Source organism: Paraburkholderia rhizosphaerae, assembly GCF_004366595.1.
Taxonomy (GTDB): Bacteria; Pseudomonadota; Gammaproteobacteria; order Burkholderiales; family Burkholderiaceae; genus Paraburkholderia; species Paraburkholderia rhizosphaerae.
Map to the genome: position 1 here is coordinate 185,021 of NZ_SORE01000003.1, position 20,036 is coordinate 205,056.

The following is a 20,036-nucleotide window of genomic DNA, read 5'->3' on the forward strand; positions in this document are numbered from 1 at the left end:
TGAGCGCCCCGGCGAAGCCCACGCAAGCTTGTGACTTCACTTAACCGCGCGATACCGTCTGTGCGACGCGCACGTATTCGTCGACTGGCACATCTTCCGCACGTCGTGCGAGGTCGAAGCCGAGCGCATCGAAATCGACGGCGTCGCGATACGCGGACAACGTATTGCGCAACATCTTGCGACGCTGCGAAAACGCCGCGGTCACGACTTCGCCGAGCACGGCTTCGTCGACCCGCGGCAACTCGTGCGGTGCGTAGGGGATCATCCGCACGATCGCGGAATCGACTTTGGGTGGTGGCTGGAACGACTCGGGCGGCACATCGAGCAGCTTGTCGATCACATACCGGTACTGCAGCATCACGGACAGGCGGCCGAATGCCTTGCTGCCCGGCTCCGCGACCATTCGCTCGACCACTTCGTTTTGCAGCATGAAGTGTTGATCGATCACACACCGCGCAAACGTCGCGAGGTGAAACAGCAGCGGACTCGAGATGTTGTACGGCAGATTGCCGACGATGCGCAGCGACGGTTTATGAGCCGGCATAGCCGACTCACTGGTCACCGCTGCTAGCGTGCTGAAATCGAACGCGAGCGCGTCGCCTTCATGCAACTGCAGCCGCTCGCCGAATCTGTTCTTGAGCCGCTCGATCAGATCGCGATCCAGTTCGACCGCGTGCAACGGCGAGTCCGGTGTCGCGAGCCTTTCGATTAGCGGCTCAGTGAGCGCGCCGAGACCCGGACCGATTTCGACCATCCGCTCGCCGCGCTGAGGGCGAATCAGGTCGACGATCGAATCGATCACACCGAGGTCGACGAGAAAGTTCTGCCCGAACCGTTTGCGCGCGAAATGGCCCTGGTGCTGCCGGCTAGGGTTCGGTCTGCTGGATGACATTGAAAATGAATCGGGAGAAATCAGGCGGCGCGCCGATGACGCGCCATCGAGACCGCGGTATCGATCGCGGCGATCAGGCTGCCGGCGTGCGCGCGGCCGGTGCCGGCTAGATCGAGCGCGGTGCCATGATCGACCGACGTGCGGATGATCGGCAAACCGAGTGTCACGTTGATGCCTTCACCGAACGTCGCGTACTTCAGCACCGGCAAGCCCTGGTCATGGAACATCGCGAGCACGCAATCGGCTTCGGTCAGATAGCGCGGCTGGAACAGCGTATCGGCCGGATACGGTCCGCGCGCATCGATGCCCATCGCGTTCGCCTGCTTCAGCGCCGGCGCGATCACGTCGATTTCCTCGCGGCCGAGATAACCGTTCTCGCCCGCATGCGGATTGAGGCCGGTCACCAGAATGCGCGGCGCCGGCAGGCCAAAGTGATGCCGTAAATCATGATCGATGATGCGCAGCGTATCGACGATGCCCGCGATGCTCAGCGCGGCCGCCACATCCTTCAACGGCAGATGCGTGGTCGCGAGCGCGACGCGCAGCGGACGCGGCCCCGTGCCGGCGAGCATCATTACGACATGCGGTGTTTGCGTGCGTTCGGCGAGATATTCGGTGTGGCCGGTGAATGGCACACCGGCATCGTTGATCGTGCTTTTTTGCAGCGGCGCAGTGACGATCGCATCGAAGCTGCCCGCCAGCGCGCCGTCGATTGCGGCGTCGAGCAGCGCCAGCACATAGCGGCCGTTGGCCGCATCGAGCTTGCCCGGTTGCGACGGCGCGCCAAGCGGATGGTGCCGGACCTCGACGCGCCCTTGCAACGCGCTCCAGTCGATGCCAACCGCCTGTGCGCGCCCGGCGAGCAGCGCCGCATCGCCAAGCACGGTGAAACGCGCGTCCGGCCAATGGGCGCCCGCCGCCGCGAGCGCCTGCGCGGTCAACTCCGGACCCACACCCGCCGGCTCACCCGTCGTGATGGCGATACTCAATGGTGCCGAAGATGAAATGGCGGACGTCATGATCGAACGTTATTGCAACGTACCGGGCGCGGCTTTGTAGTCGACATACGCAGTATCGCGCAGTTCACGCAGCCAGTCCGCGTACGCCTGCTCGGCCTTGCGCTGGCCGATTGCCTGGCGCGCCAGATCCATCTGCTGCGCAACCGAGCCTTCCGCCTCGCGGCGGCCCAGCACCTGGATCAGGTGGTAACCGTATTCGGTCCGCACCGGGTCGCTGATCTGGCCATCCTGCAGGCTGTTCATGGCCCGCTCGAATTCCGGCACCGTCTCGCCGGGGCTGACCCAGCCAAGGTCGCCGCCTTGCGACGCCGAGCCGTCCTGCGAATAGGTGCGTGCGAACTTGTCGAAGTCGCCGCCGCCCTGCTGGATTTGCTGCTTGATTTCGAGCAGCTTTTCACGCGCTTGCGGCTCCGACTGCCCGTCGCCGACACGCAACAGAATGTGCCGCACGTGCGTTTGCACGAGCTTGGCCGCATCGCCGGTCATGCCCTGGCCCGTGCGGCGATCGACGAGACGTACGATCTCGAAGCCGTCGCTGGTGCGGATCACCGTCGGATTCACCTGCCCCGCGCGCAGCGTCGACGCAGCCGTGACGAATTCCGGCGGCAGCTTCGACGGCGACAGAAAGCCCATATCGCCGCCCTTGCTCGCGTCCTTCGCCTGCGAGTTCGACTTTGCAAGCTTTTCGAAATCATCGCCGCTGCCACTCATTGCCTGTTTCAGCAGATCGTCAGCTTTTTTCTGTGCGGCTTCGATGTCGGTTTGCGACGCGTTCAGTGGCGCCGCGATGAAGATATGCTCGAAGCGCAGGTCGCTCGTCATGCCGGCGCTCGGTCCGCGCTGGCTGGCAATGTAGTTCGCGACTTCCGCGTCCGACACGGTGATCTTGCTATCCACTTCCTTTTCGCGCAGCCGCGACAGGACCAGTTCGGTTTTCGCGTCGCCGGTAAAGGTCGACCAGGGCACGCCTTCAGCCTCGATGCGCGCGCGGTACACCGCGAGCGTCATGTTGTTCGCCTGCGCGAGACGCTCGAGCGTGCGTTGCACGGTTGCGTCATCGACTGTGATGTTGTCTTCGCGCGCCTTCTGCAGCTGAATGCGTTCGAGCACCATCTGGTTCAGCACCTGCTGGCGCAACTGATCCGCGGGCGGAATGGGTGCGTGCTGCTGATTCAGCCGGCGCGTGATCAGTCCCATGCGCTCGTCGAGCTCGCGCTGCGTGATCACGCCGTTGTTCACCACGGCGGCGATCGTATCGACCGTCTGGCCACTGCCGTTGTTGAGCGCCTGGGCTTGCGCGGGCGCCGTCGACAGGAGGAACGCGGCAGCCGCGACCCCGGTCGCGAAGGTTGCCAAACGAAGCTTTTTCATGATTCCCACAGATACTCCAATGATGTCGGGCCGATGATGCCTGTTCGCAGCCCGTCTCTTCGCCATTTTATTAGCGGCCGAAACCGTCACTCGAAATTGTTGAACCGGGATTCGGGCGGCGGCGGTGGCGGCGGCGGCGTATAACCGGCGACACTCGCGCGGAACGCGGTTACGAGCCCGTTGTCGACGCTCGACAGGCCCTTGAGCGTCAGCTGCGCAAGGAACCGCGTCGCGGAAGTCGCGAGACCCGATGTGTTGACCCCGTTCGCGTACTTTTGCACGCCGACGCCAAGCGTCCAGCAGTCGGCGTCGTACTGCATGCCGAACAGGCCGTCGACCAGCCGGTGACCTTGCATGTCGTAATTGACGCGCCCCACCACGAACACCCGGTGCGACAGCGGCCATTGCCCCGAGACAAGGATCTGGTTGATCGGCTGGTTGTCGAGCGTCGTGTTCGCGCGCGTGTAGCGGTAGCCGAGGTTGATCACCTTGCCCGTTTCGGGACTGAACCCGAAACCGACGCTGGATTTCACCAGCTGATTGTTGTCAGCATTATATTGGAACGCAGTTTCCGACGCGAAACCCGGACCGAGCTTCAGCGATGCGCCGACGATCAGGTCCGAATGGCGCGCGGTGGTTTGCGACTGGCCGGGAAACAGCGTGACGCGCTGATCGGTGAAGTAGTACTGCTGCGCGATTACGAAACGCGCGCGTTCGTCGCCGCTCGCCGCGTTGATAAAGCGCGATGTCAGCGCGGCGGTCAGCCGGTTCGCATCGGCGATCCGGTCGTTACCGACGAACGTGTTCGGCGTGAAGATCTCGGCCAGACCGAAGTCGGAGTCTGCCGTATCGAAGAGCGGCGCATCGTCCTGATTGCGGAACGGTGTGTACACGTAGTACAGCCGCGGTTCGAGCGTCTGGATATAGTCCTGCCCGAACACGCGCACCGAGCGGTCGAAGATCAGCCCGGTATCGAACGTGAAGGTCGGAATCGATTCGGTGAAGTTCTTCGGCTGCCCCGGGACCGAATTCGTGCCGAGGTTGCTCAGGTCGTACGACGCGAAGTGATACTGGATCTTCGGCGTCACGAAGTAACCCGGCCCGACCACCGAGTACGACAGATACGGATTGAACAGGACCCGCTGACCTTCGGTCATGTTGTCCGCGGTGATCCGGAAGCGCGTGTAATCCGCTTCGGCTCCATAGTCGAAGCCGTTCACGTTGAACTTCGTGTACTTCACATTCAACTGCGGTTCGCGACCGTACGGCGGTAGCGAGCCCTGCAGCGTCTGCCAGTGCTGCTCGCGCGCGAGCACGGACCACGGACCGTTGTTATACGTGAGGCCGGCTTCCTGCTGGTACAGCAGCTGCGTGCCGTTCAGGAACTGGTTTGTCGTCGACGACAGGTCTTCCGGATACGTATTGTCCGAGACCTTGTTGTAGTAGACGTAGCCGCCGAACCCGTTACCGAAGTTCTGGTTGTGCTGGAAGTAGATCGCGTAGCGGTTGGTCTTCGTGATCGCATCGTCCGGCAGGAACTGGCCGGTGAACGTGCCGCTGTATGTCGGCGACAGATACCGGTAGTTCACGTCGGTCAGCACGCCGCGCCGCGAGATGATGCGCGGCGTCAACGTCAGGTCGCGGTTCGGCGCGATGTTGAAGTAGTACGGCAGCGACAGCTCGAAACCGTTATTCGAGCTCAGCGCGAAAGTCGGCGGCAAGATGCCGCTTTTGCGATCGCCGGACAGCGGAAACGACATCCACGGGCTCGCGAAGATCGGCACGCCCTGGAAAAACAGTACGCCATTGTGCGCGACACCTTCATCGGCACCGGTGTCAAAGTCGAACTCGGTGCCCTTGATGTACCACGCCGGATTGGTCTCGCACTGGCACGCGGTGTACGTGGCATGAGAAAAAACCGAGCGCTCGCTGTCGAGCAGATCGACGCGCTGCGCACTGCCCGAGCCGCCGGTCACCGTGAAGCGGTACTTCGGCGCGGTCATGAAACCTTCGTTCGACTCGATCTTCAGGTGCGCCTCGGGACCGACGAACAGTGCACCATTGCCGCTCAGGCGCACGTTGCCGAACGCGTCGGCCATGTCGGTATCCTGATCGTAGTGCAGCGCGTCCGCCTTGATCACCGACGTCGCCTGGCGCACCTCGGCCGAACCTTTCGCCGCAACGTCGCGATCCGCCGTGCCGGTCGTCGAATCGCTGAGCACGAAGGTGGCGGCACGCTCGCCGGTCGGCACGGTGTGGTCTTCGAGCTGCGGGGCGAGCTGCAAATCCCACGGCGAGTCGAGCCGCTGCGCCTGCGCCGCCTGGCCCACGAGCTGCGCGTGCGCAAGCGCGGGAAAGAGCCCGGGCACGGCAACCAGTGCCGCGACAAGCCGCCTTGTGCGCGGCAAGCCGTCGCAAGATGAGTGGATTCGGAAAAGCTGTCTAGGCGGCATGTATTCGTTTGGCGAATCGGCCCGACCATCAGCTCATGCAGTCACAATTACCGCCTGCACAAGCGACCCAGCGCAGTCGGATTGCCGAAGTCGGATTTGCGCAAATTGTTCGATCTATTCCAGCGGTGAGGCGGGCGGTCAAACGAGATATGCGAAGGCTGGCGCGAGCCGCGTCAAAAAAGTCGTGGGGTATTATATGGCAAGACGTTCTTAATCCCGTTTTTGGCCCAGGTTTTCATGACGCCGAGCTCCGCTCCTGCTTCCGCCTCAGGTTCCACTTCAGGTTCCGCCTCCCCTTCCCAACGCCTCGAGTTACTGACCGCCTGGCTTCGCACGCACGCCGAGCGCTACGGCCTCGATCTCGCGACCCTCGCTCCCGCTTCCGCCGACGCCAGCTTTCGCCGCTACTTCCGGCTCGCCCGCCGCGCGGCGCCGGCCGCGGCGCCTGGGACGGACGCCGCCCGGACGGTGATCGCGGTCGATGCGCCGCCGCCGGAGAAATGCCGCGAGTTTGTGCAGGTTGCCGGGTTGCTCGAGGCGGCGGGCGTGCACGTGCCGCGCATACTCGAAGCGGATTTCGACGCGGGCTTCATGCTCGTCACCGATCTGGGGACCGAACCGTATCTGACCGCGCTGAACGAAAACAACGCCCGCCGCCTGATGCGCGATGCACTCGACGCGCTGATCCGCTGGCAATCGAGCTCGCGCGAACACGTGCTGCCTGCGTTCGACGACGCGTTCATGCACCGCGAGATGGAGTTGATGCCCGAATGGTTCATCACACGCCACCTTGGCCGCGAAGTCGACGCAGCGACGCGCGGCGTGCTCGATCGGACCTTCGCGCTGCTCATCGCGAGCGCGCGGACGCAGCCGCAAGTCTTCATGCTGCGTGATTTCATGCCGCGCAACCTGATGATCGCGAGCCCAAATCCCGGTGTGCTCGATTTCCAGGACGCGGTGACCGGACCGATCACCTACGATGTCGCGTCGCTGCTGCGCGACGCGTTTCTCAGCTGGGACGAGGCATTCGAGCTCGACTGCTTCGCGTACTACTGGGAGCACGCGAAAAAGGCCGGCTTGCCGGTCGATCCGGATTTCGGCGAGTTCTACCGGCAGCTCGAATGGATGGGCCTGCAGCGGCATATCAAGGTGCTGGGACTGTTCTGCCGGATCCACTATCGCGACGGCAAGCCGCACTATCTGAAAGACCTGCCGCGCTTTATCGAATACGGGCGCAAGGTCGCGCAACGCTATGCACCGCTCGCGCCGTTCGCGAAGCTGCTCGACGATCTCGAAGGCCGCGCCGCCGAAGTCGGCTACACGTTCTGACCGATGACGACACCGGCCACCCCCACCCTGCCGACTACCGCGATGATTTTCGCCGCGGGCCGCGGCGAGCGGATGCGACCGCTCACGGACCTCTGCCCGAAGCCGCTGCTCGAAGCGGGCGGCAAGCCGCTGATCGTCTGGCAGATCGAACGGCTCGCGGCCGCGGACATACGCACGATCGTGATCAATCATGCGTGGCTTGGCGAGCGGATCGAGACGATGCTCGGCGATGGCTCGCGCTGGGGCGTGCAGTTGCGCTATTCGGCTGAAGGCGAGGCGCTGGAGACGGCAGGCGGGATCGCACAAGCGTTGCCGTTGCTCGAACCTGCCGGGCGCGCGGAAGTGTTCGTCGGCGTAGCTGGCGATGTCTATGCGGATTTCGACTACCGGATGCTGCATGAGCATGCGGCGCGGCTCGCGGCGTTGCCCGCGCCCGGCATGCACCTTGTGATGGTGCCGAACCCGGTGTTTCATCCTGACGGCGATTTCGCGCTGCGCGACGGCATGCTGTCGCTCGATGGCGTAGCGCGTCTTACCTTCGGCAGCATCGGCCTGTACGACACGCGGATGTTCCGCGATCTGCCACGCGGCACGCGGCGCGCGCTGACACCCTATTATCGCGAAACGATCGCGCAAGGCCGCGCAAGCGGCGAGCTATATGAAGGGCGTTGGGAGAACGTCGGTACGCCCGCGCAGTTGCAGGCGCTCGATCGCGCGCTGCGCGCGGGCGAGGCGGGGTAAGGCGGCAGAGATAGACGCGACAGGCGCGAAAAACGCGCGTTGACTTCTGCTGCCAGTACATCGGGCCTGGCGCGCGGACGCGGTTCTCACCGGCGTGTGCCTTCACCGACATGCTCTTCACCCGCGCGATCCTCAACGGCGCGCCCTTCATCGACGGGCTGCGCACCAGCGCGCTCATCCCCGTCCTGCTCGTCGGCATTGATTTTTTGCGCCTGCTCCGCCCGCTGCTGCTGCAACGCCCACATCTGCGCAAACAGCCCGCCCATCCGGATCAGTTCCGCATACGTGCCGCGTTCGACGATCCGTCCACGGTCCATCACGATGATCTGCTGCGCGTGCACGACCGTCGACAGCCGATGCGCGATGATCAGCGTGGTGCGCTCACGCGCGATCTGATCGAGCTCGTGCTGAATCGCACGCTCGGAGCGTGAATCGAGCGCCGAAGTCGCTTCGTCGAACAGCAGCACCGGCGGGTTTTTCAGCAGCGTGCGCGCGATCGCGACACGCTGCTTCTCCCCGCCCGACAGCTTCAGACCGCGCTCGCCGACCGGCGTGTCGTACCCGCGCGGCAGACTTTCGATGAAGTCGTGAATATGCGCGGCGCGCGCCGCCGCGATCACTTCGTCGTGGCTCGCCGCTGGTCTGCCGTACGCGATGTTGTAGTAAATCGTGTCGTTGAACAGCACCGTATCCTGCGGCACGATGCCGATCGACGCGCGCAGCGAATCCTGCGTCACGTCACGAATGTCCTGCCCATCGATCGTAATCGCGCCGCCCTCTGCGCGATCCAGATCGTAAAAGCGGAACAGCAGCCGCGCGAGCGTCGATTTGCCCGAGCCGCTGTGGCCGACCACCGCTGTCGTCGTACCCGCGGGAATCGTGAAGCTCACGTTGTGCAAAATCGGACGCGCCGCTTCGTAGCAAAAATTCACATTGCTAAAGCGCACTTCAGCGCCGCCCACCCGGAGCGCCGGCGCCTGCGGCGCATCGGCCACTTCGCGCGGGGCGGCGAGCAGCGTGAACATCCGGTCCATATCGGTGAGGCTCTGCTTCAGTTCGCGATACACGACGCCGAGAAAATTCAGCGGAATGTACAACTGCAGCATGAACGTGTTGATCAGCACGAGGTCGCCCAGCGTGAGCCGGCCCGCCATCACACCCTGCGTCGCCCGCCACAGAATGAACACGAGGCCGAGGCCAATAATGGCCTGCTGCCCGAAGTTAAGCGCGGACAGCGATTTCTGCGATTTGATCGCCGCCGCCCTGAAGCGCTTCAGGTTCTCGTCGTAGCGTTCCGCTTCCCACGCCTCGTTGCCGAAATACTTGACGGTCTCGAAGTTCAGCAGCGAATCGATCGCACGCGAGTTCGCGCGCGAATCGAGCTCGTTCATCGTGCGGCGGTAATGCGTGCGCCACTCGGTCACCTTCACCGTGTACGTCACATACGCGGCGAGCGCGATCAACGTAACGATCGCGTAGTACGCCTCGTAACGCACGACAAAGAACCCGAGCACGAGCCCGACTTCGACGAGCGTTGGCAGGATGCTGTACAGCGAGTACGAAATCAGTTGTGTGATGCCGCGCGTGCCACGTTCGATATCGCGCGACATGCCACCCGTCTGCCGCTCGAGATGAAACCGCAGCGATAGCGAATGCAGGTGGCGAAACACTTTCAGCGCGAGTTGCCGTACCGCGCTTTCGGTGACTTTCGAAAAGAGCATTTCACGCAATTCGGTGAAGAGCGACGTGGAAAGCCGCACCACCGCGTACGCAACCACGAGCAGCCCGACGCCGCTCAACAGCACGATGCCCGGCGCGTGTTCGGCGCGCCCGAGCGTGGTCAGATGCTGAACGGATGCGAGGTTGTCGACGATGCGCTTCATCACGACCGGCACACCGAGGTTCGCGACCTTAGCGCCGATCAGACAGCTGAGCGCGAACACGACGCGCCATTTGTAGGTGGCGAGATAGGGCAGCAGCGACACGATCGTCTGCCAGTCGTTGCGCGGCTGGTTCGAGATCGGCGCGGGCTCTCGGAGTGGGGCGAGACGGCGCATTGACGTTATGGGGAAAACGGGTGGAAAACGCGGACCGGTTGAACGACCGGCTGGCCCATGCGGACCGGCAATACAGCGGCCGCACCGGCGCGCCGCTTGCGCGGCACGCCTGACCCGCGCGTGCGCTTTCCCGTACAATTCGTGATCCCAGTATTGTCGCAGAAGCCGGAATGCCGCGCTGCGCGTGGATTTACCGATACCGGCCCACTCTTCCGATGGACACCCCGATGACCGAAATCACCCAACTCCCGCAGAAGTCCTGCGCATTGCGCGTGGTGCCGCAGCCCTCCGATGCGAACGTGCATGGCGATGTGTTCGGTGGCTGGATCATGGCGCAGGTCGATATCGCGGGCTCGATACCGGCGAGCCGGCGCGCAAACGGACGGGTCGCGACGGTCGCGGTCAATTCATTCGTGTTCAAGCAACCGGTGTTTGTCGGCGATCTGCTGAGCTTCTACGCGGACATCGTGAAGACCGGCAACACATCGGTGACGATTGAGGTCGAGGTGTACGCGCAGCGGATGAGTTTCGCGCAGGAAGTGGTGAAAGTGACCGAAGCCACGCTCACCTATGTCGCGACCGACAGCGACCGCCGGCCGCGCGCATTGCCGGCGCTCGATTGATCATGCGTCGACCGGCGCGGCGCCCGCGGCCTGCTGCAACATTTGCGGAATCGCGTCGCGCGGCATCGGCTTCGCGAAGAAAAAGCCCTGCATTTCATCGCACGCACGCTCTTTCAGAAAATCGAGCTGCGCGGACGTTTCCACCCCTTCCGCGATCACCTGCATCTTCAGCGAGTGCGCGAGCGCGATAATCGCCGACGTGATCGTCTCGTCGTCGTTCGACACGCCGATATCGGACACAAATGAGCGGTCAATCTTCAGCCGGTCGACCGGGAAACGCTTCAGATAGCTGAGGCTCGAATAGCCGGTGCCGAAATCGTCGATGGCCAGACCGATGCCGAGCGCGTGCAGTTCGTTCAGCATCGTCACTGCTTCTTCCGCGTTGCGCATGATCGTGCTCTCGGTCAATTCGAGCTCCAGGTACTGCGGCTCGAGGCCGGTTTCCGCGAGTACCTGCTTGACGAGCTTCGCGACATTGCGCTGCTGGAAGTGCCTCGCCGACAGATTCACCGACACGCGCGCGGGCGGCAGCCCTTCGTCCTGCCACGCCTTGTTCTGCCGGCATGCCTCGCGCAGCACCCATTCGGACAACGGTCCGATCAGGCCGCTTTCTTCCGCGACCGGAATAAACGACGACGGCGGCACGAGACCGACCTCGGGGTCGCGCCAGCGAATCAGCGCCTCGACACCGACGATCTGCCCGGTATTGATATCGACCTGCGGCTGATAGTGCAGCAGGAACTCGTTGTCGCGCAGCGCGCGGCGCAGCCGCCGTTCGAGGTTTAACCGCGCGCCCGCGCTCGCGTTCATTTCCGGCTGATAGAACTGGAACGTGTTGCGGCCCATGTCCTTCGCGCGATACATCGCGAGGTCGGCTTTCTTCATCAGCGTTTCGGCGTCGTCTCCGTCCTGCGGGAAGAGGCTCGCGCCCATGCTGCAGCCGACGTACAACTCGGTGCCGTCGAGCCATACCGGCTCCGAGATGCTCGCGCGCACGCGCTCCATCCATGCGATCAGCGATGCTTCGTCGGTCGTGTCGGACAGCACCACGACGAACTCGTCGCCGCCGTGACGCGCAACGGTGTCGGTCGCTCGCGCGCAGCGCGCGAGGCGGTCCGCGACCACCGCGAGCAGCCGGTCGCCGACGCTGTGCCCGAGGCTGTCGTTGACGTTTTTAAAACCGTCGAGATCGATAAACACGACCGCCACGCCGGTGTGATGCCGCTGCCCGACCACCAGCGCATGCTGCAACCGGTCGCGCAGCAGGTTGCGGTTCGGCAGGCGCGTGAGGCCGTCGTAGTTCGCCTGATATTCAAGCTGTTCCTGATAGCGGATCAGCGCGGTCACGTCGTTGATCACGCCGATATGGTGCGTCGGCTCACCATCGGTATTCGGCACCGGCGCGATATATAGCTGATTCCAGAACAGCGCGCCGTCCTTCCGGTAGTTGCGCAGCACCGCACTGACCTCACGATTCGCGACCAGCGCCTGACGGATCGCCGCAACGCCTTCCTGGTCGCGGTCGTCGCGCTGTAGCAGCCGGCAGTCCTGGCCGATCACTTCGGCTGGATCGTAGCCGGTGATCCGCTTGAACGCGGGGTTCACATATTCGATCAGGTTGCCGCCTTCGGCCGGCCCCGTGATCAGAATCGCGTTCACGCTCGCGTCGAGCGCGCGGCTTTGCAGCCGCAGCGCGAGATCGGCGCGCTTGCGCTGCGTGATGTCGGTGTACGAGCCGAGCACGCCGATTACCCGGCCGTCGCTGTCGGTAAAGGGCAGCTTGCTGGTAATCGTCGTGCGGTATTCGCCATCGACCACCATATCGAACTCGTAATTCATCCTCGGCACGCCGGATTCGATCACTTCGGCATCGTGCAGACGCACATCGTCGGCGAACTCGCGCCATGGCAAATCGGCGTCGGTCTTGCCGACCACCTGCTCCGGGTAAGCGAGGCCCGCGTCACGCGCGAACGCCATATTGCAACCCAGATAACGGGATTCGCGATCCTTCCAGAACACGCGCTGCGGGATATTGTCGATCACCGTCTCAAGCATCTGGTTCGAGCGCTGCGCTTCGGCTTCCGCGTTGATCTGGTCGGTCACGTCGGCGGCCAGTACGAACATCGCCGAGCGGCTCATAAACGTGAGCGGGTGATACGAAATGTCCGCGTTGATCAGCGAGCCGTCCTTGCGACGGTGATGCCAGATGCCGGCTACCGTGCGGCCGGTGCGCGGCGCGGCTTCGCTGCGCTGCAGATGCGATTCGAGGCGCGCGACTTCAGTCGACGGACGAATCGCGCGAATCGTCATCTCGAGAAACTCTTCTTCCGAGTAGCCATATTGATGGACCGCCGCCGCGTTCACCGCGAGAAAACGCAATGACTCACGATCGAAGATGTACATCGGCACCGGATGCTCGTCGAACAGGCCGCGAAAGCGTTCGTCGTGGCGCCGCAGCGCCCGCACCACGCGCAGGCGCTCGCGCTCCTTGCTTTCGCGCGCGCCGAACGTGTAGATCAGAAGCGCGCCACCGGCCAGCATCGTGACCACCAGCAGCAGCGTCGCGCGCTGCGTATCGCGGGCCGACTTCGCGAGCGTCGCATCGAGCGCGAGATCTTCGCGACGCCGCAACGCGGCCAGCCCCGATTCGAGCCGGTCCACATCCATGCCCAGTCGCGTGTACGCGGTCGCGGCCCATGCGCGCTGATCGTCCGGAACTGCCATCGTCGCGCGTTGTCGCGCGACGAACAGCGCGTCCTCGATGCTCTTTTGTAACACGTGGCTATCGGCGCTTAGCGTGCCGAACATCGCGAGCATCGACGGATCATCGGAGAGTTGGCTGCGCAGCGTGTCTTCGAGCCGCGACATCGATGCGATCATCGCGCTCGCCGCGCCGTCCGGCACCGCGACGCCGGCCGTCTGGTAGCGCCCGAGCAGCGCAAGGCCATCTTCGATCTTCGCGCGATACGCGTCGAGGTTCTGCCGGATGCTCGTCGCACGGATCGTACGGGCGTCGACGTCGCGCTGCGCGCGGATCTGCGTGTACGCAATAAATGCATTCGCGCCGACCGCCGATGCGACGATCGCAAGGTTGATCAGGAGCCGCCGCTTCGAGAGAATTGGATTCATGGGTTCCGAAGATCGTTCGTCCTGCGGGCGACACGCGTCGGCCAATCGATTATTTTTTTCGAGCATCCACGCGCATCGATCACGGCATCCGATGCGACGCCTGACGCGCGCCTTCACGCGCCAACCCATGGATAACGGCAGCGTTCGGAACGAGTTGAGGGCGCAACAGCGAAAAGCAGAAAAAATGCCGCAGAATCAGTGCGCGAGGCCGAATTCCTTCATTGCGGGCACGAAATCGTGATTCCCTTCCGGCTTGCGGGACAACTTCGCGAGTACGTACCGCTTGAACGGCTCGAGCCGAGCCCATTGCTCGGTGCTCGGCGCGACAAGCTGTGCAACGTTTGCCTGATGCAGCACGCCGTCCGGCACCGCGTCGACGATGCGCCATGCCGGCGTGTCTTCCGGCGTGAACCAGTCCGGCTCGACATTCGCGTGGGTGCGCATCATCTCGAACAGCGCGTGATCGAAGTTTGGCTCGATCGCAATGTCGTCTTCGACCGGAAAGCGCGCGAGCAGCGTGCGATCTTCGTGCGGCAGCAACTGCCATTGCGCGAGCGAAATGCGCAACCCGAAACGATCGAGATTGAAGCGTACGCACATCGGTATGAAGGTCAGATTCTCCGAAGACTCGACTTCGAAGTGAAACAGCAACGGCGCTTCGTTCAGTCCCATGGCGAATCCTCGGAAGTGGGGGGCCGGAAGTGACGGATCGCAAACGGAGAAATGCGCTGCGCGATGCGCCCGGCCGAATGTGGACGCAGATGCGGACGCGGCGCAGGCAAACCCGGCTTGAGGTATTTTAGAACCTAATTGGCCACAAACCAGCGACAGGCCACCCGAAGGAGCAGCGCTTGAACCCACTGGAAACCGCCGGACAGCCCGGCACGATCGAACAGCCGGTACGCCGGCACCGCGGCAGCGCGATCGACACCATCGACGACCACGTCGGCCAGGAATGGCCGGTGGCACTCGTATTCAATGGCATTTCGCACGCGGTGATGATGTGCACGCCGCGCGACCTGGAAGCGTTTGCGGTCGGTTTTGCGGTGTCGGAAGGGATCGTCGATCGCAATGCCGACATTCAGGACATCGAGGTTGAACTGCACGAAAACGGCAACGCGGACAGCAAGCTGCCGTACGCGGAAGTGCAGTTGACCGTCGTGCAGCAGGCGTTTGTCGCACTGAAGGAGAAGCGCCGCGCGCTCGCCGGCCGCAGTGGCTGCGGCGTGTGCGGAATCGAGAGTATCGACCTGCTCGATTTGCAGCCGGAGCGCGTGCCCGACACCGGTTTTCTGCAGCGTCTCGCGCCTGACGCGATCGCGCGTGCGGCTCGCGAACTGCCCGCGCATCAGGCGTTGACGCGCCTGACTGGCGGGTTGCACGCCGCTGCGTGGTGCGATGCCACCGGCGCGATTCGGTATGCGTTCGAGGATGTCGGCCGCCACAACGCGCTCGATAAGCTGATTGGTCAGCTGGTGCTCGATCGCGCGGATACCCGGGAAGGCTTCGTGTTTCTGTCGAGCCGCGCGAGCTATGAATTGGTGCGCAAGGCGGCCCGGGTCGGCGTGCCGATGGTCGCGACGATCTCGGCGCCGTCGTCGCTCGCGATTGCGATCGCGCGGGAAGCGGGTGTGCGGCTTGTCAGTTTTTGCCGCGAAAACAGCTATGTCGATTACGACACGGTGTGAAGGCGTGTGACCCGGAGGCGATCGGGTGTGGCCAATCGTCACGGCGGCGCGGTGGCCCCTTGTGCCCGCTGTGCCCGCTGTGCCCGCTGTGCCCGCTGTGCCCGCTGTGGCCGCTGGCGTGCGCGCCTCTCGACGCATCTTCCCCCGCCGGCGTTACGAGATCGAACGAAAGTCCGGCTTGCGCTTCTCGAAGAACGCGTTGAACGCTTCGCGCGCCGCCGGCGCAAGCAGCATCTTCGCGAAGTGCAGCGCCTCCTCGGCCATTTGTGTTTGCACCTCGTGCTGGCTCGCCCGCTTCATCAGCGCCTTGGTCACGCGCAGCGATGAAGCCGGCAGCGCCGCAAGCTTGCGCGCCTGCTGCAATGCGAATGCGTCGACTTCACCAGCCGGCAGCAGCCGGTTCACAAAACCCATCCGCTGCGCTTCGCGCGCGTCGAACGCTTCGCCGAGCAGCAGCTTTTCGGCTGCGGCCTGATAGCCGGCCACCCGTTGCACCAGCAACGATGATGCCGCTTCGGGACACAGGCCGAGCTGGCTGAACGGCAACGCGAAGGTCGCGGTATCGGCTGCATAGACCAGATCGCAATGCAACAGCATCGTCGTACCGATACCGACCGCCGCGCCCGCCACCGCCGCAACGAGCGGCTTTTCCGCCGAACTGATCGCGCGCAGGAAGCGGAACACCGGTGCGTCTTCGCCGACCGGCGGCGTCTTCAGGAAATCTTCGAGATCGTTGCCCGCGCTGAAGACGCCTGCGCTGCCGCGCAGCAGAACCGCGTGTACGGCCGCGTCGGCCTGCGCTTCGGCGAGCGCGTCCGCCATCGCCTGATACATCGCGGCGGTGATCGCGTTCTTCCTGCCGGGCCGGTTGATGACAATCGTCATCACGCCGTCGGTGCGTTCCACCAGAATGTCCATGCGCTCTCCGTTGCGTTGCTCTTTGCTTCGCGTTGCTCGTGACTGCTGCGTTGCCTGGCGTTGCGTTGCGTTGTGCTGCATTGCGTTGCGGTAACCGCGACGGCCAGCCGTTCAGCGGCTCACCGTCGCGTTGTGATTACAACCGCTCGATAATCCCCGCCGCGCCCATACCGGTGCCGACGCACATCGTCACCATCCCGTACTTCAGATTGCGGCGGCGCAGCGCATGCACGACCGTCGAAGCACGGATCGCGCCGGTTGCACCCAGCGGATGGCCAAGCGCAATCGCGCCGCCAATGGGGTTCACCTTCGCCGGATCGAGCCCGAGGTCCTGGATCACCGCCAGCGATTGCGCGGCAAACGCTTCGTTCAGCTCGATCCAGTCGATGTCGTCCTGCTTGAGGCCCGCAGCCTTCAGCGCGGCCGGAATCGCTTCCTTCGGCCCGATGCCCATGATTTCCGGCGGCACACCGCGCACCGCGAAGCTGACGAAGCGCGCGAGCGGCGTCAGGTTGAACTGCTTGAGCACCTTCTCCGACACGACGATCAGCGCGCCCGCGCCATCCGACGTCTGCGAGCTGTTGCCGGCCGTGACCGTGCCCTTGTTCGCGAACACCGCGCGCAGCTTCGCGAGCCCTTCGATCGACGTGTCCGCGCGCGGACCTTCGTCGAGCGACACTTCGCGCGTCTTCACGCGCACTTCGCCGGTCGCGAGATCCGGGAAGCGCTCGACGATCGTGTACGGCGCGATCTCATCCTTGAACTCGCCGGCCTGCTGGCCCGCAAGCGCCCGCTGATGCGACTGCAACGCGAACTGGTCTTGTGCTTCGCGGCTCACTTTCCAGCGCTCGGCGACGCGCTCGGCGGTCAACCCCATGCCGTACGCGATGCCGACATCCTCGCCGCGATCGAAGATATGCGGCGACAGCGACGGCTTGTTGCCCATCATGGGCACCATCGTCATCGACTCGCAACCGCCCGCGATCATCGCGTCCGATTCGCCGACGCGAATGCGGTCCGCGGCCATCGCCAGCGCAGTGAGACCCGACGCGCAGAAGCGGTTGACCGTCACACCGCCGACCGTGTTCGGCAAGCCCGACAGCAGCGCGCCCATGCGCGCGACGTTCAGCCCCTGCTCGGCTTCCGGAATCGCACAACCGACGATCGCATCTTCGATCACGCTCGTGTCGAGCCCCGGCACCTGCGCGACCGCCGAGCGGATCGCGTGCACCAGCAGCTCGTCGGGGCGCGTGTTTTTGAACATGCCGCGCGGCGCCTTGCCGATCGGCGTGCGTGCGGCGGCGACGATATATGCGTCCTGCAATTGCTTGTTGCTCATGTGATTGCTCCTTGGTCCGCCGCTCAGTTGCGCACCGGCTTGCCGGTTTGCAGCATGCCCATGATCCGTTCCTGCGTCTTCTGCGTGCCGAGCAGTTCGATAAACGCGCGGCGCTCGAGCGTCAGCAGCCATTCCTCGTCGACCATGCTGCCCGCTTCGACGTCGCCGCCGCAGATCGTTTCGGCGATGCGGCTTGCGATCAGGTAGTCGTGCTCGCTGATAAAGCGGCCGTCGCGCAGATTGACGAGCTGCGCCTTGATCGTCGAGATCGCCGAGCGGCCCGCGACCGGCACTTGCGTGACGCGCAGTGGCGGTCGATAGCCGGCCGCGGACAATGCGCGCACTTCTTTCTTCGCGACGTCGAGCAGTTCGAACACGTTGAATACGATCGTGTCTGTCGGCTTCAGGTAACCCATCGCGCGTGCGTCGAGCGCGGAGCCGGATACCTTTGCGCTCGCCGCGTTTTCGAACGACTTCTGCAGGAACTTCAGCAGATCGCCCGCGCTTGCGCCGACCACGCTCGCGGTTTCGGCCGCACGCAGCGCGGCCTCTTTCAGGCCGCCGCCGGCCGGCAGCAGACCGACGCCGACTTCGACGAGACCGATATAGCTTTCGACGTGCGCAACGCGCTTCGCGCTTTGCAGCATCAGCTCGCAACCGCCGCCAAGCGCGATACCCGACACCGCCGTCACGACCGGCACGTTTGCGTATTTGACGCGCAGCATCGTCTGCTGGAACTTCTGCACGAACGGCTCGATGCCCTTCGCACCGCCCTTCATGAACGCGGGCAGCGCTTCTTCGAGATTGGCGCCCGCGGAGAACGGGCCGCCCGGCGTGCCGAGCTTCAGCGACGTCGGCTGCCAGATCACCATGCCCTTGTAGTCCTTCTCCGCGAGTTCGATAGCCTGCGCGAGGCTGTCGAGCAGCGCCGGGCCCATCGTGTTCATCTTGCTCTTGAACGACACGATCACGACGTCGTTTTCGCCCGCGCGGTCGTCGACCCATGCGCGCAGACCTTCAGTTTCGAGCAGCGTTTTGCCGTAGGTTTTAGGGTCGCTCGCGGCTTCGCCCGCGAGCGGCGCACGAAACACCTGCTTTTCGTAAACCGGCAGCGATGAGCGCGGCACAAAGCGTTTCGCCGCGGGCGACCAAGAACCTTCTACGGTATGCACGCCGCCTTGTTCCGCGACCGGGCCGTCGAACACCCACGCGGGCAGCGGTGCATGCGACAACGCGCGGCCCGCGGCAATGTCGTCGCGCACCCATTCGGCAACCTGCTTCCAGCCGGCCGTCTGCCACGCTTCGAACGGGCCTTCGTTCCAGCCGAAACCCCAGCGCACTGCAAAGTCGAGATCGCGCGCGTTATCCGCAATCGATTCGAGATGCACCGCGATGTAGTGGAACACGTCGCGGAAAATCGCCCACAGGAATTGCGCCTGCTTGTGGTCCGATTCACGCAGCAGCTTCAGGCGCTCGGCCGGTGGCCGCTTCAGGATGCGACCGACCAGTTCGTCGGCCTTTGCGCCGCCTTCGACGTAATCGCCCGCCTTCGGGTCGAGCACCTTGATCGCCTTGCCATCCTTGCGATAGAACCCCGCGCCGCTCTTCTGGCCCAGCGCACCCTTCTTCACCAGTTCCGCGAGCACCGCGGGGGTCTCGTAGACCGGGAAGAACGGATCGTCGGCGAGGTTGTCCTGCATCGTTTTGATCACGTGCGCCATCGTGTCGAGGCCGACCACGTCCGCGGTGCGGAACGTCGCCGACTTCGCGCGGCCAAGGCGGCTGCCGGTCAAGTCGTCGACTTCGTCATAGCGCAGGCCGAACTTCGCAGCCTCGGCGATCGTCGCGAGAATCGAAAAGATGCCGACGCGGTTCGCGATGAAATTCGGCGTGTCTTTCGCGCGCACCGCGCCTTTGCCGACGACGCTGGTCAGGAACGTTTCGAGCTGGTCGAGAATCTCGGGCCGCGTGTGCGCGGTCGGAATCAGTTCGACCAGATGCATGTAGCGCGGCGGATTGAAGAAGTGCACGCCGCAAAATCGCGATTTCAATTCGTCGGCAAAGCCCTGTGACAATTCGGTGATCGACAGGCCCGACGTGTTGGACGCGAAGATCGCGTGCGGCGCGAGATGCGGCGATACCTTCTTGTACAGATCGTGCTTCCAGTCCATCCGCTCGGCGATCGCCTCGATCACGACGTCGCATTCGGCGAGCTTCGCAATATCGTCGTCGTAGTTCGCGGGCTGGATAAACTGCGCGTCGTCCTTCACGCCGAACGGCGCCGGCGATAGCTTCTTCAGGTTGTCGATCGCCTTCAATACGATGCCGTTCTTCGGACCTTCCTTGGCCGGCAAGTCGAACAGCAGCACCGGCACCTTCGCGTTGACGAGGTGCGCGGCGATCTGCGCGCCCATCACGCCGGCGCCGAGCACGGCCACCTTGCGAATGATCAGATTGCTCACGTCGTTTCTCCGGGG

At 63.9% G+C, this 20,036-nt stretch carries 14 protein-coding genes; 4 read left to right on the forward strand and 10 right to left on the reverse strand.

Features of this window, described 5'->3' with window-relative positions; genetic code table 11:
* Positions 1-40 precede the first annotated feature (40 nt).
* The 4 genes from rsmA to BX592_RS04910 form a co-directional block, all read right to left on the reverse strand.
* Positions 41-892, reverse strand: a complete 852-nt coding sequence (gene rsmA / locus BX592_RS04895; RefSeq protein WP_134190538.1) for a 16S rRNA (adenine(1518)-N(6)/adenine(1519)-N(6))-dimethyltransferase RsmA — start codon at positions 890-892, stop codon at positions 41-43.
* A 20-nt stretch (positions 893-912) separates the two neighbouring features.
* Positions 913-1,911 (reverse strand): 4-hydroxythreonine-4-phosphate dehydrogenase PdxA, encoded by a 999-nt coding sequence (gene pdxA / locus BX592_RS04900; RefSeq protein WP_134190539.1) that lies wholly within the window; start codon positions 1,909-1,911, stop codon positions 913-915.
* Positions 1,912-1,920: 9 nt separating this feature from the next.
* Positions 1,921-3,291, reverse strand: coding sequence for a peptidylprolyl isomerase (locus BX592_RS04905; RefSeq protein ID WP_208327850.1), 1,371 nt, complete (start codon positions 3,289-3,291; stop codon positions 1,921-1,923).
* A gap of 77 nt (positions 3,292-3,368) precedes the next feature.
* The gene (locus BX592_RS04910; protein WP_134190541.1) at positions 3,369-5,735 is read right to left on the reverse strand and encodes an LPS-assembly protein LptD; all 2,367 of its coding nucleotides are present in this window, start codon (positions 5,733-5,735) and stop codon (positions 3,369-3,371) included.
* Positions 5,736-5,972: 237 nt separating this feature from the next.
* Between BX592_RS04910 and BX592_RS04915 the strand changes: the two genes are divergently transcribed.
* Complete coding sequence (locus BX592_RS04915) at positions 5,973-7,064, forward strand: aminoglycoside phosphotransferase family protein (protein WP_134190542.1); 1,092 nt, start codon at positions 5,973-5,975, stop codon at positions 7,062-7,064.
* 42 nt (positions 7,065-7,106) lie between these two features.
* Complete coding sequence (gene murU, locus BX592_RS04920) at positions 7,107-7,805, forward strand: N-acetylmuramate alpha-1-phosphate uridylyltransferase MurU (protein ID WP_134190750.1); 699 nt, start codon at positions 7,107-7,109, stop codon at positions 7,803-7,805.
* Between the two features lie 86 nt (positions 7,806-7,891).
* Here murU and BX592_RS04925 read toward each other — a convergent pair whose 3' ends face one another.
* Positions 7,892-9,862 (reverse strand): ABCB family ABC transporter ATP-binding protein/permease, encoded by a 1,971-nt coding sequence (locus BX592_RS04925; protein ID WP_134190543.1) that lies wholly within the window; start codon positions 9,860-9,862, stop codon positions 7,892-7,894.
* Positions 9,863-10,089: 227 nt separating this feature from the next.
* On the opposite strand from BX592_RS04925, the gene BX592_RS04930 reads away from it, so the two are divergent.
* Positions 10,090-10,485: an acyl-CoA thioesterase gene (locus tag BX592_RS04930; protein ID WP_134190544.1), complete on the forward strand. Its 396-nt coding sequence runs from the start codon at positions 10,090-10,092 to the stop codon at positions 10,483-10,485.
* Here the strand turns inward: BX592_RS04930 and BX592_RS04935 are convergent, their stop codons facing one another.
* Positions 10,486-13,614 (reverse strand): sensor domain-containing protein, encoded by a 3,129-nt coding sequence (locus tag BX592_RS04935; protein ID WP_134190545.1) that lies wholly within the window; start codon positions 13,612-13,614, stop codon positions 10,486-10,488.
* 195 nt (positions 13,615-13,809) lie between these two features.
* Entirely contained in the window at positions 13,810-14,286 is a 477-nt protein-coding gene (locus BX592_RS04940; RefSeq protein WP_134190546.1) for a nitrate reductase associated protein, read from the reverse strand.
* Positions 14,287-14,465: 179 nt separating this feature from the next.
* Here BX592_RS04940 and fdhD point away from each other — a divergent pair, with 179 nt between their 5' ends.
* Positions 14,466-15,302 (forward strand): formate dehydrogenase accessory sulfurtransferase FdhD, encoded by an 837-nt coding sequence (fdhD, locus tag BX592_RS04945; RefSeq protein WP_134190547.1) that lies wholly within the window; start codon positions 14,466-14,468, stop codon positions 15,300-15,302.
* 153 nt (positions 15,303-15,455) lie between these two features.
* On the opposite strand, the gene BX592_RS04950 is transcribed toward fdhD, so the two are convergent.
* From BX592_RS04950 to BX592_RS04960, 3 genes are all read right to left on the reverse strand, one after another.
* The gene (locus tag BX592_RS04950) at positions 15,456-16,220 is read right to left on the reverse strand and encodes an enoyl-CoA hydratase (protein ID WP_134190548.1); all 765 of its coding nucleotides are present in this window, start codon (positions 16,218-16,220) and stop codon (positions 15,456-15,458) included.
* Positions 16,221-16,356: 136 nt separating this feature from the next.
* Positions 16,357-17,559, reverse strand: a complete 1,203-nt coding sequence (locus tag BX592_RS04955) for an acetyl-CoA C-acyltransferase (RefSeq protein WP_134190549.1) — start codon at positions 17,557-17,559, stop codon at positions 16,357-16,359.
* Positions 17,560-17,582: 23 nt separating this feature from the next.
* On the reverse strand, positions 17,583-20,021 hold the full coding sequence (locus tag BX592_RS04960) for a 3-hydroxyacyl-CoA dehydrogenase/enoyl-CoA hydratase family protein (RefSeq protein ID WP_134190550.1): 2,439 nt from the start codon (positions 20,019-20,021) through the stop codon (positions 17,583-17,585).
* Between the last annotated feature and the right edge of the window lie 15 nt (positions 20,022-20,036).

Bases quoted from the DNA above. Each gene is read 5' to 3' on its own strand.
- BX592_RS04935 (WP_134190545.1), bottom strand. From the start codon at position 13,614: ATGAATCCAATTCTCTCGAAGCGGCGGCTCCTGATCAACCTTGCGATC.
- BX592_RS04955 (WP_134190549.1), bottom strand. From the start codon at position 17,559: ATGAGCAACAAGCAATTGCAGGACGCATATATCGTCGCCGCCGCACGC.
- BX592_RS04940 (WP_134190546.1), bottom strand. From the start codon at position 14,286: ATGGGACTGAACGAAGCGCCGTTGCTGTTTCACTTCGAAGTCGAGTCT.
- murU (WP_134190750.1), top strand. From the start codon at position 7,107: ATGATTTTCGCCGCGGGCCGCGGCGAGCGGATGCGACCGCTCACGGAC.
- BX592_RS04925 (WP_134190543.1), bottom strand. From the start codon at position 9,862: ATGCGCCGTCTCGCCCCACTCCGAGAGCCCGCGCCGATCTCGAACCAG.
- rsmA (WP_134190538.1), bottom strand. From the start codon at position 892: ATGTCATCCAGCAGACCGAACCCTAGCCGGCAGCACCAGGGCCATTTC.
- BX592_RS04910 (WP_134190541.1), bottom strand. From the start codon at position 5,735: ATGCCGCCTAGACAGCTTTTCCGAATCCACTCATCTTGCGACGGCTTG.
- BX592_RS04930 (WP_134190544.1), top strand. From the start codon at position 10,090: ATGACCGAAATCACCCAACTCCCGCAGAAGTCCTGCGCATTGCGCGTG.
- BX592_RS04915 (WP_134190542.1), top strand. From the start codon at position 5,973: ATGACGCCGAGCTCCGCTCCTGCTTCCGCCTCAGGTTCCACTTCAGGT.
- pdxA (WP_134190539.1), bottom strand. From the start codon at position 1,911: ATGACGTCCGCCATTTCATCTTCGGCACCATTGAGTATCGCCATCACG.
- BX592_RS04950 (WP_134190548.1), bottom strand. From the start codon at position 16,220: ATGGACATTCTGGTGGAACGCACCGACGGCGTGATGACGATTGTCATC.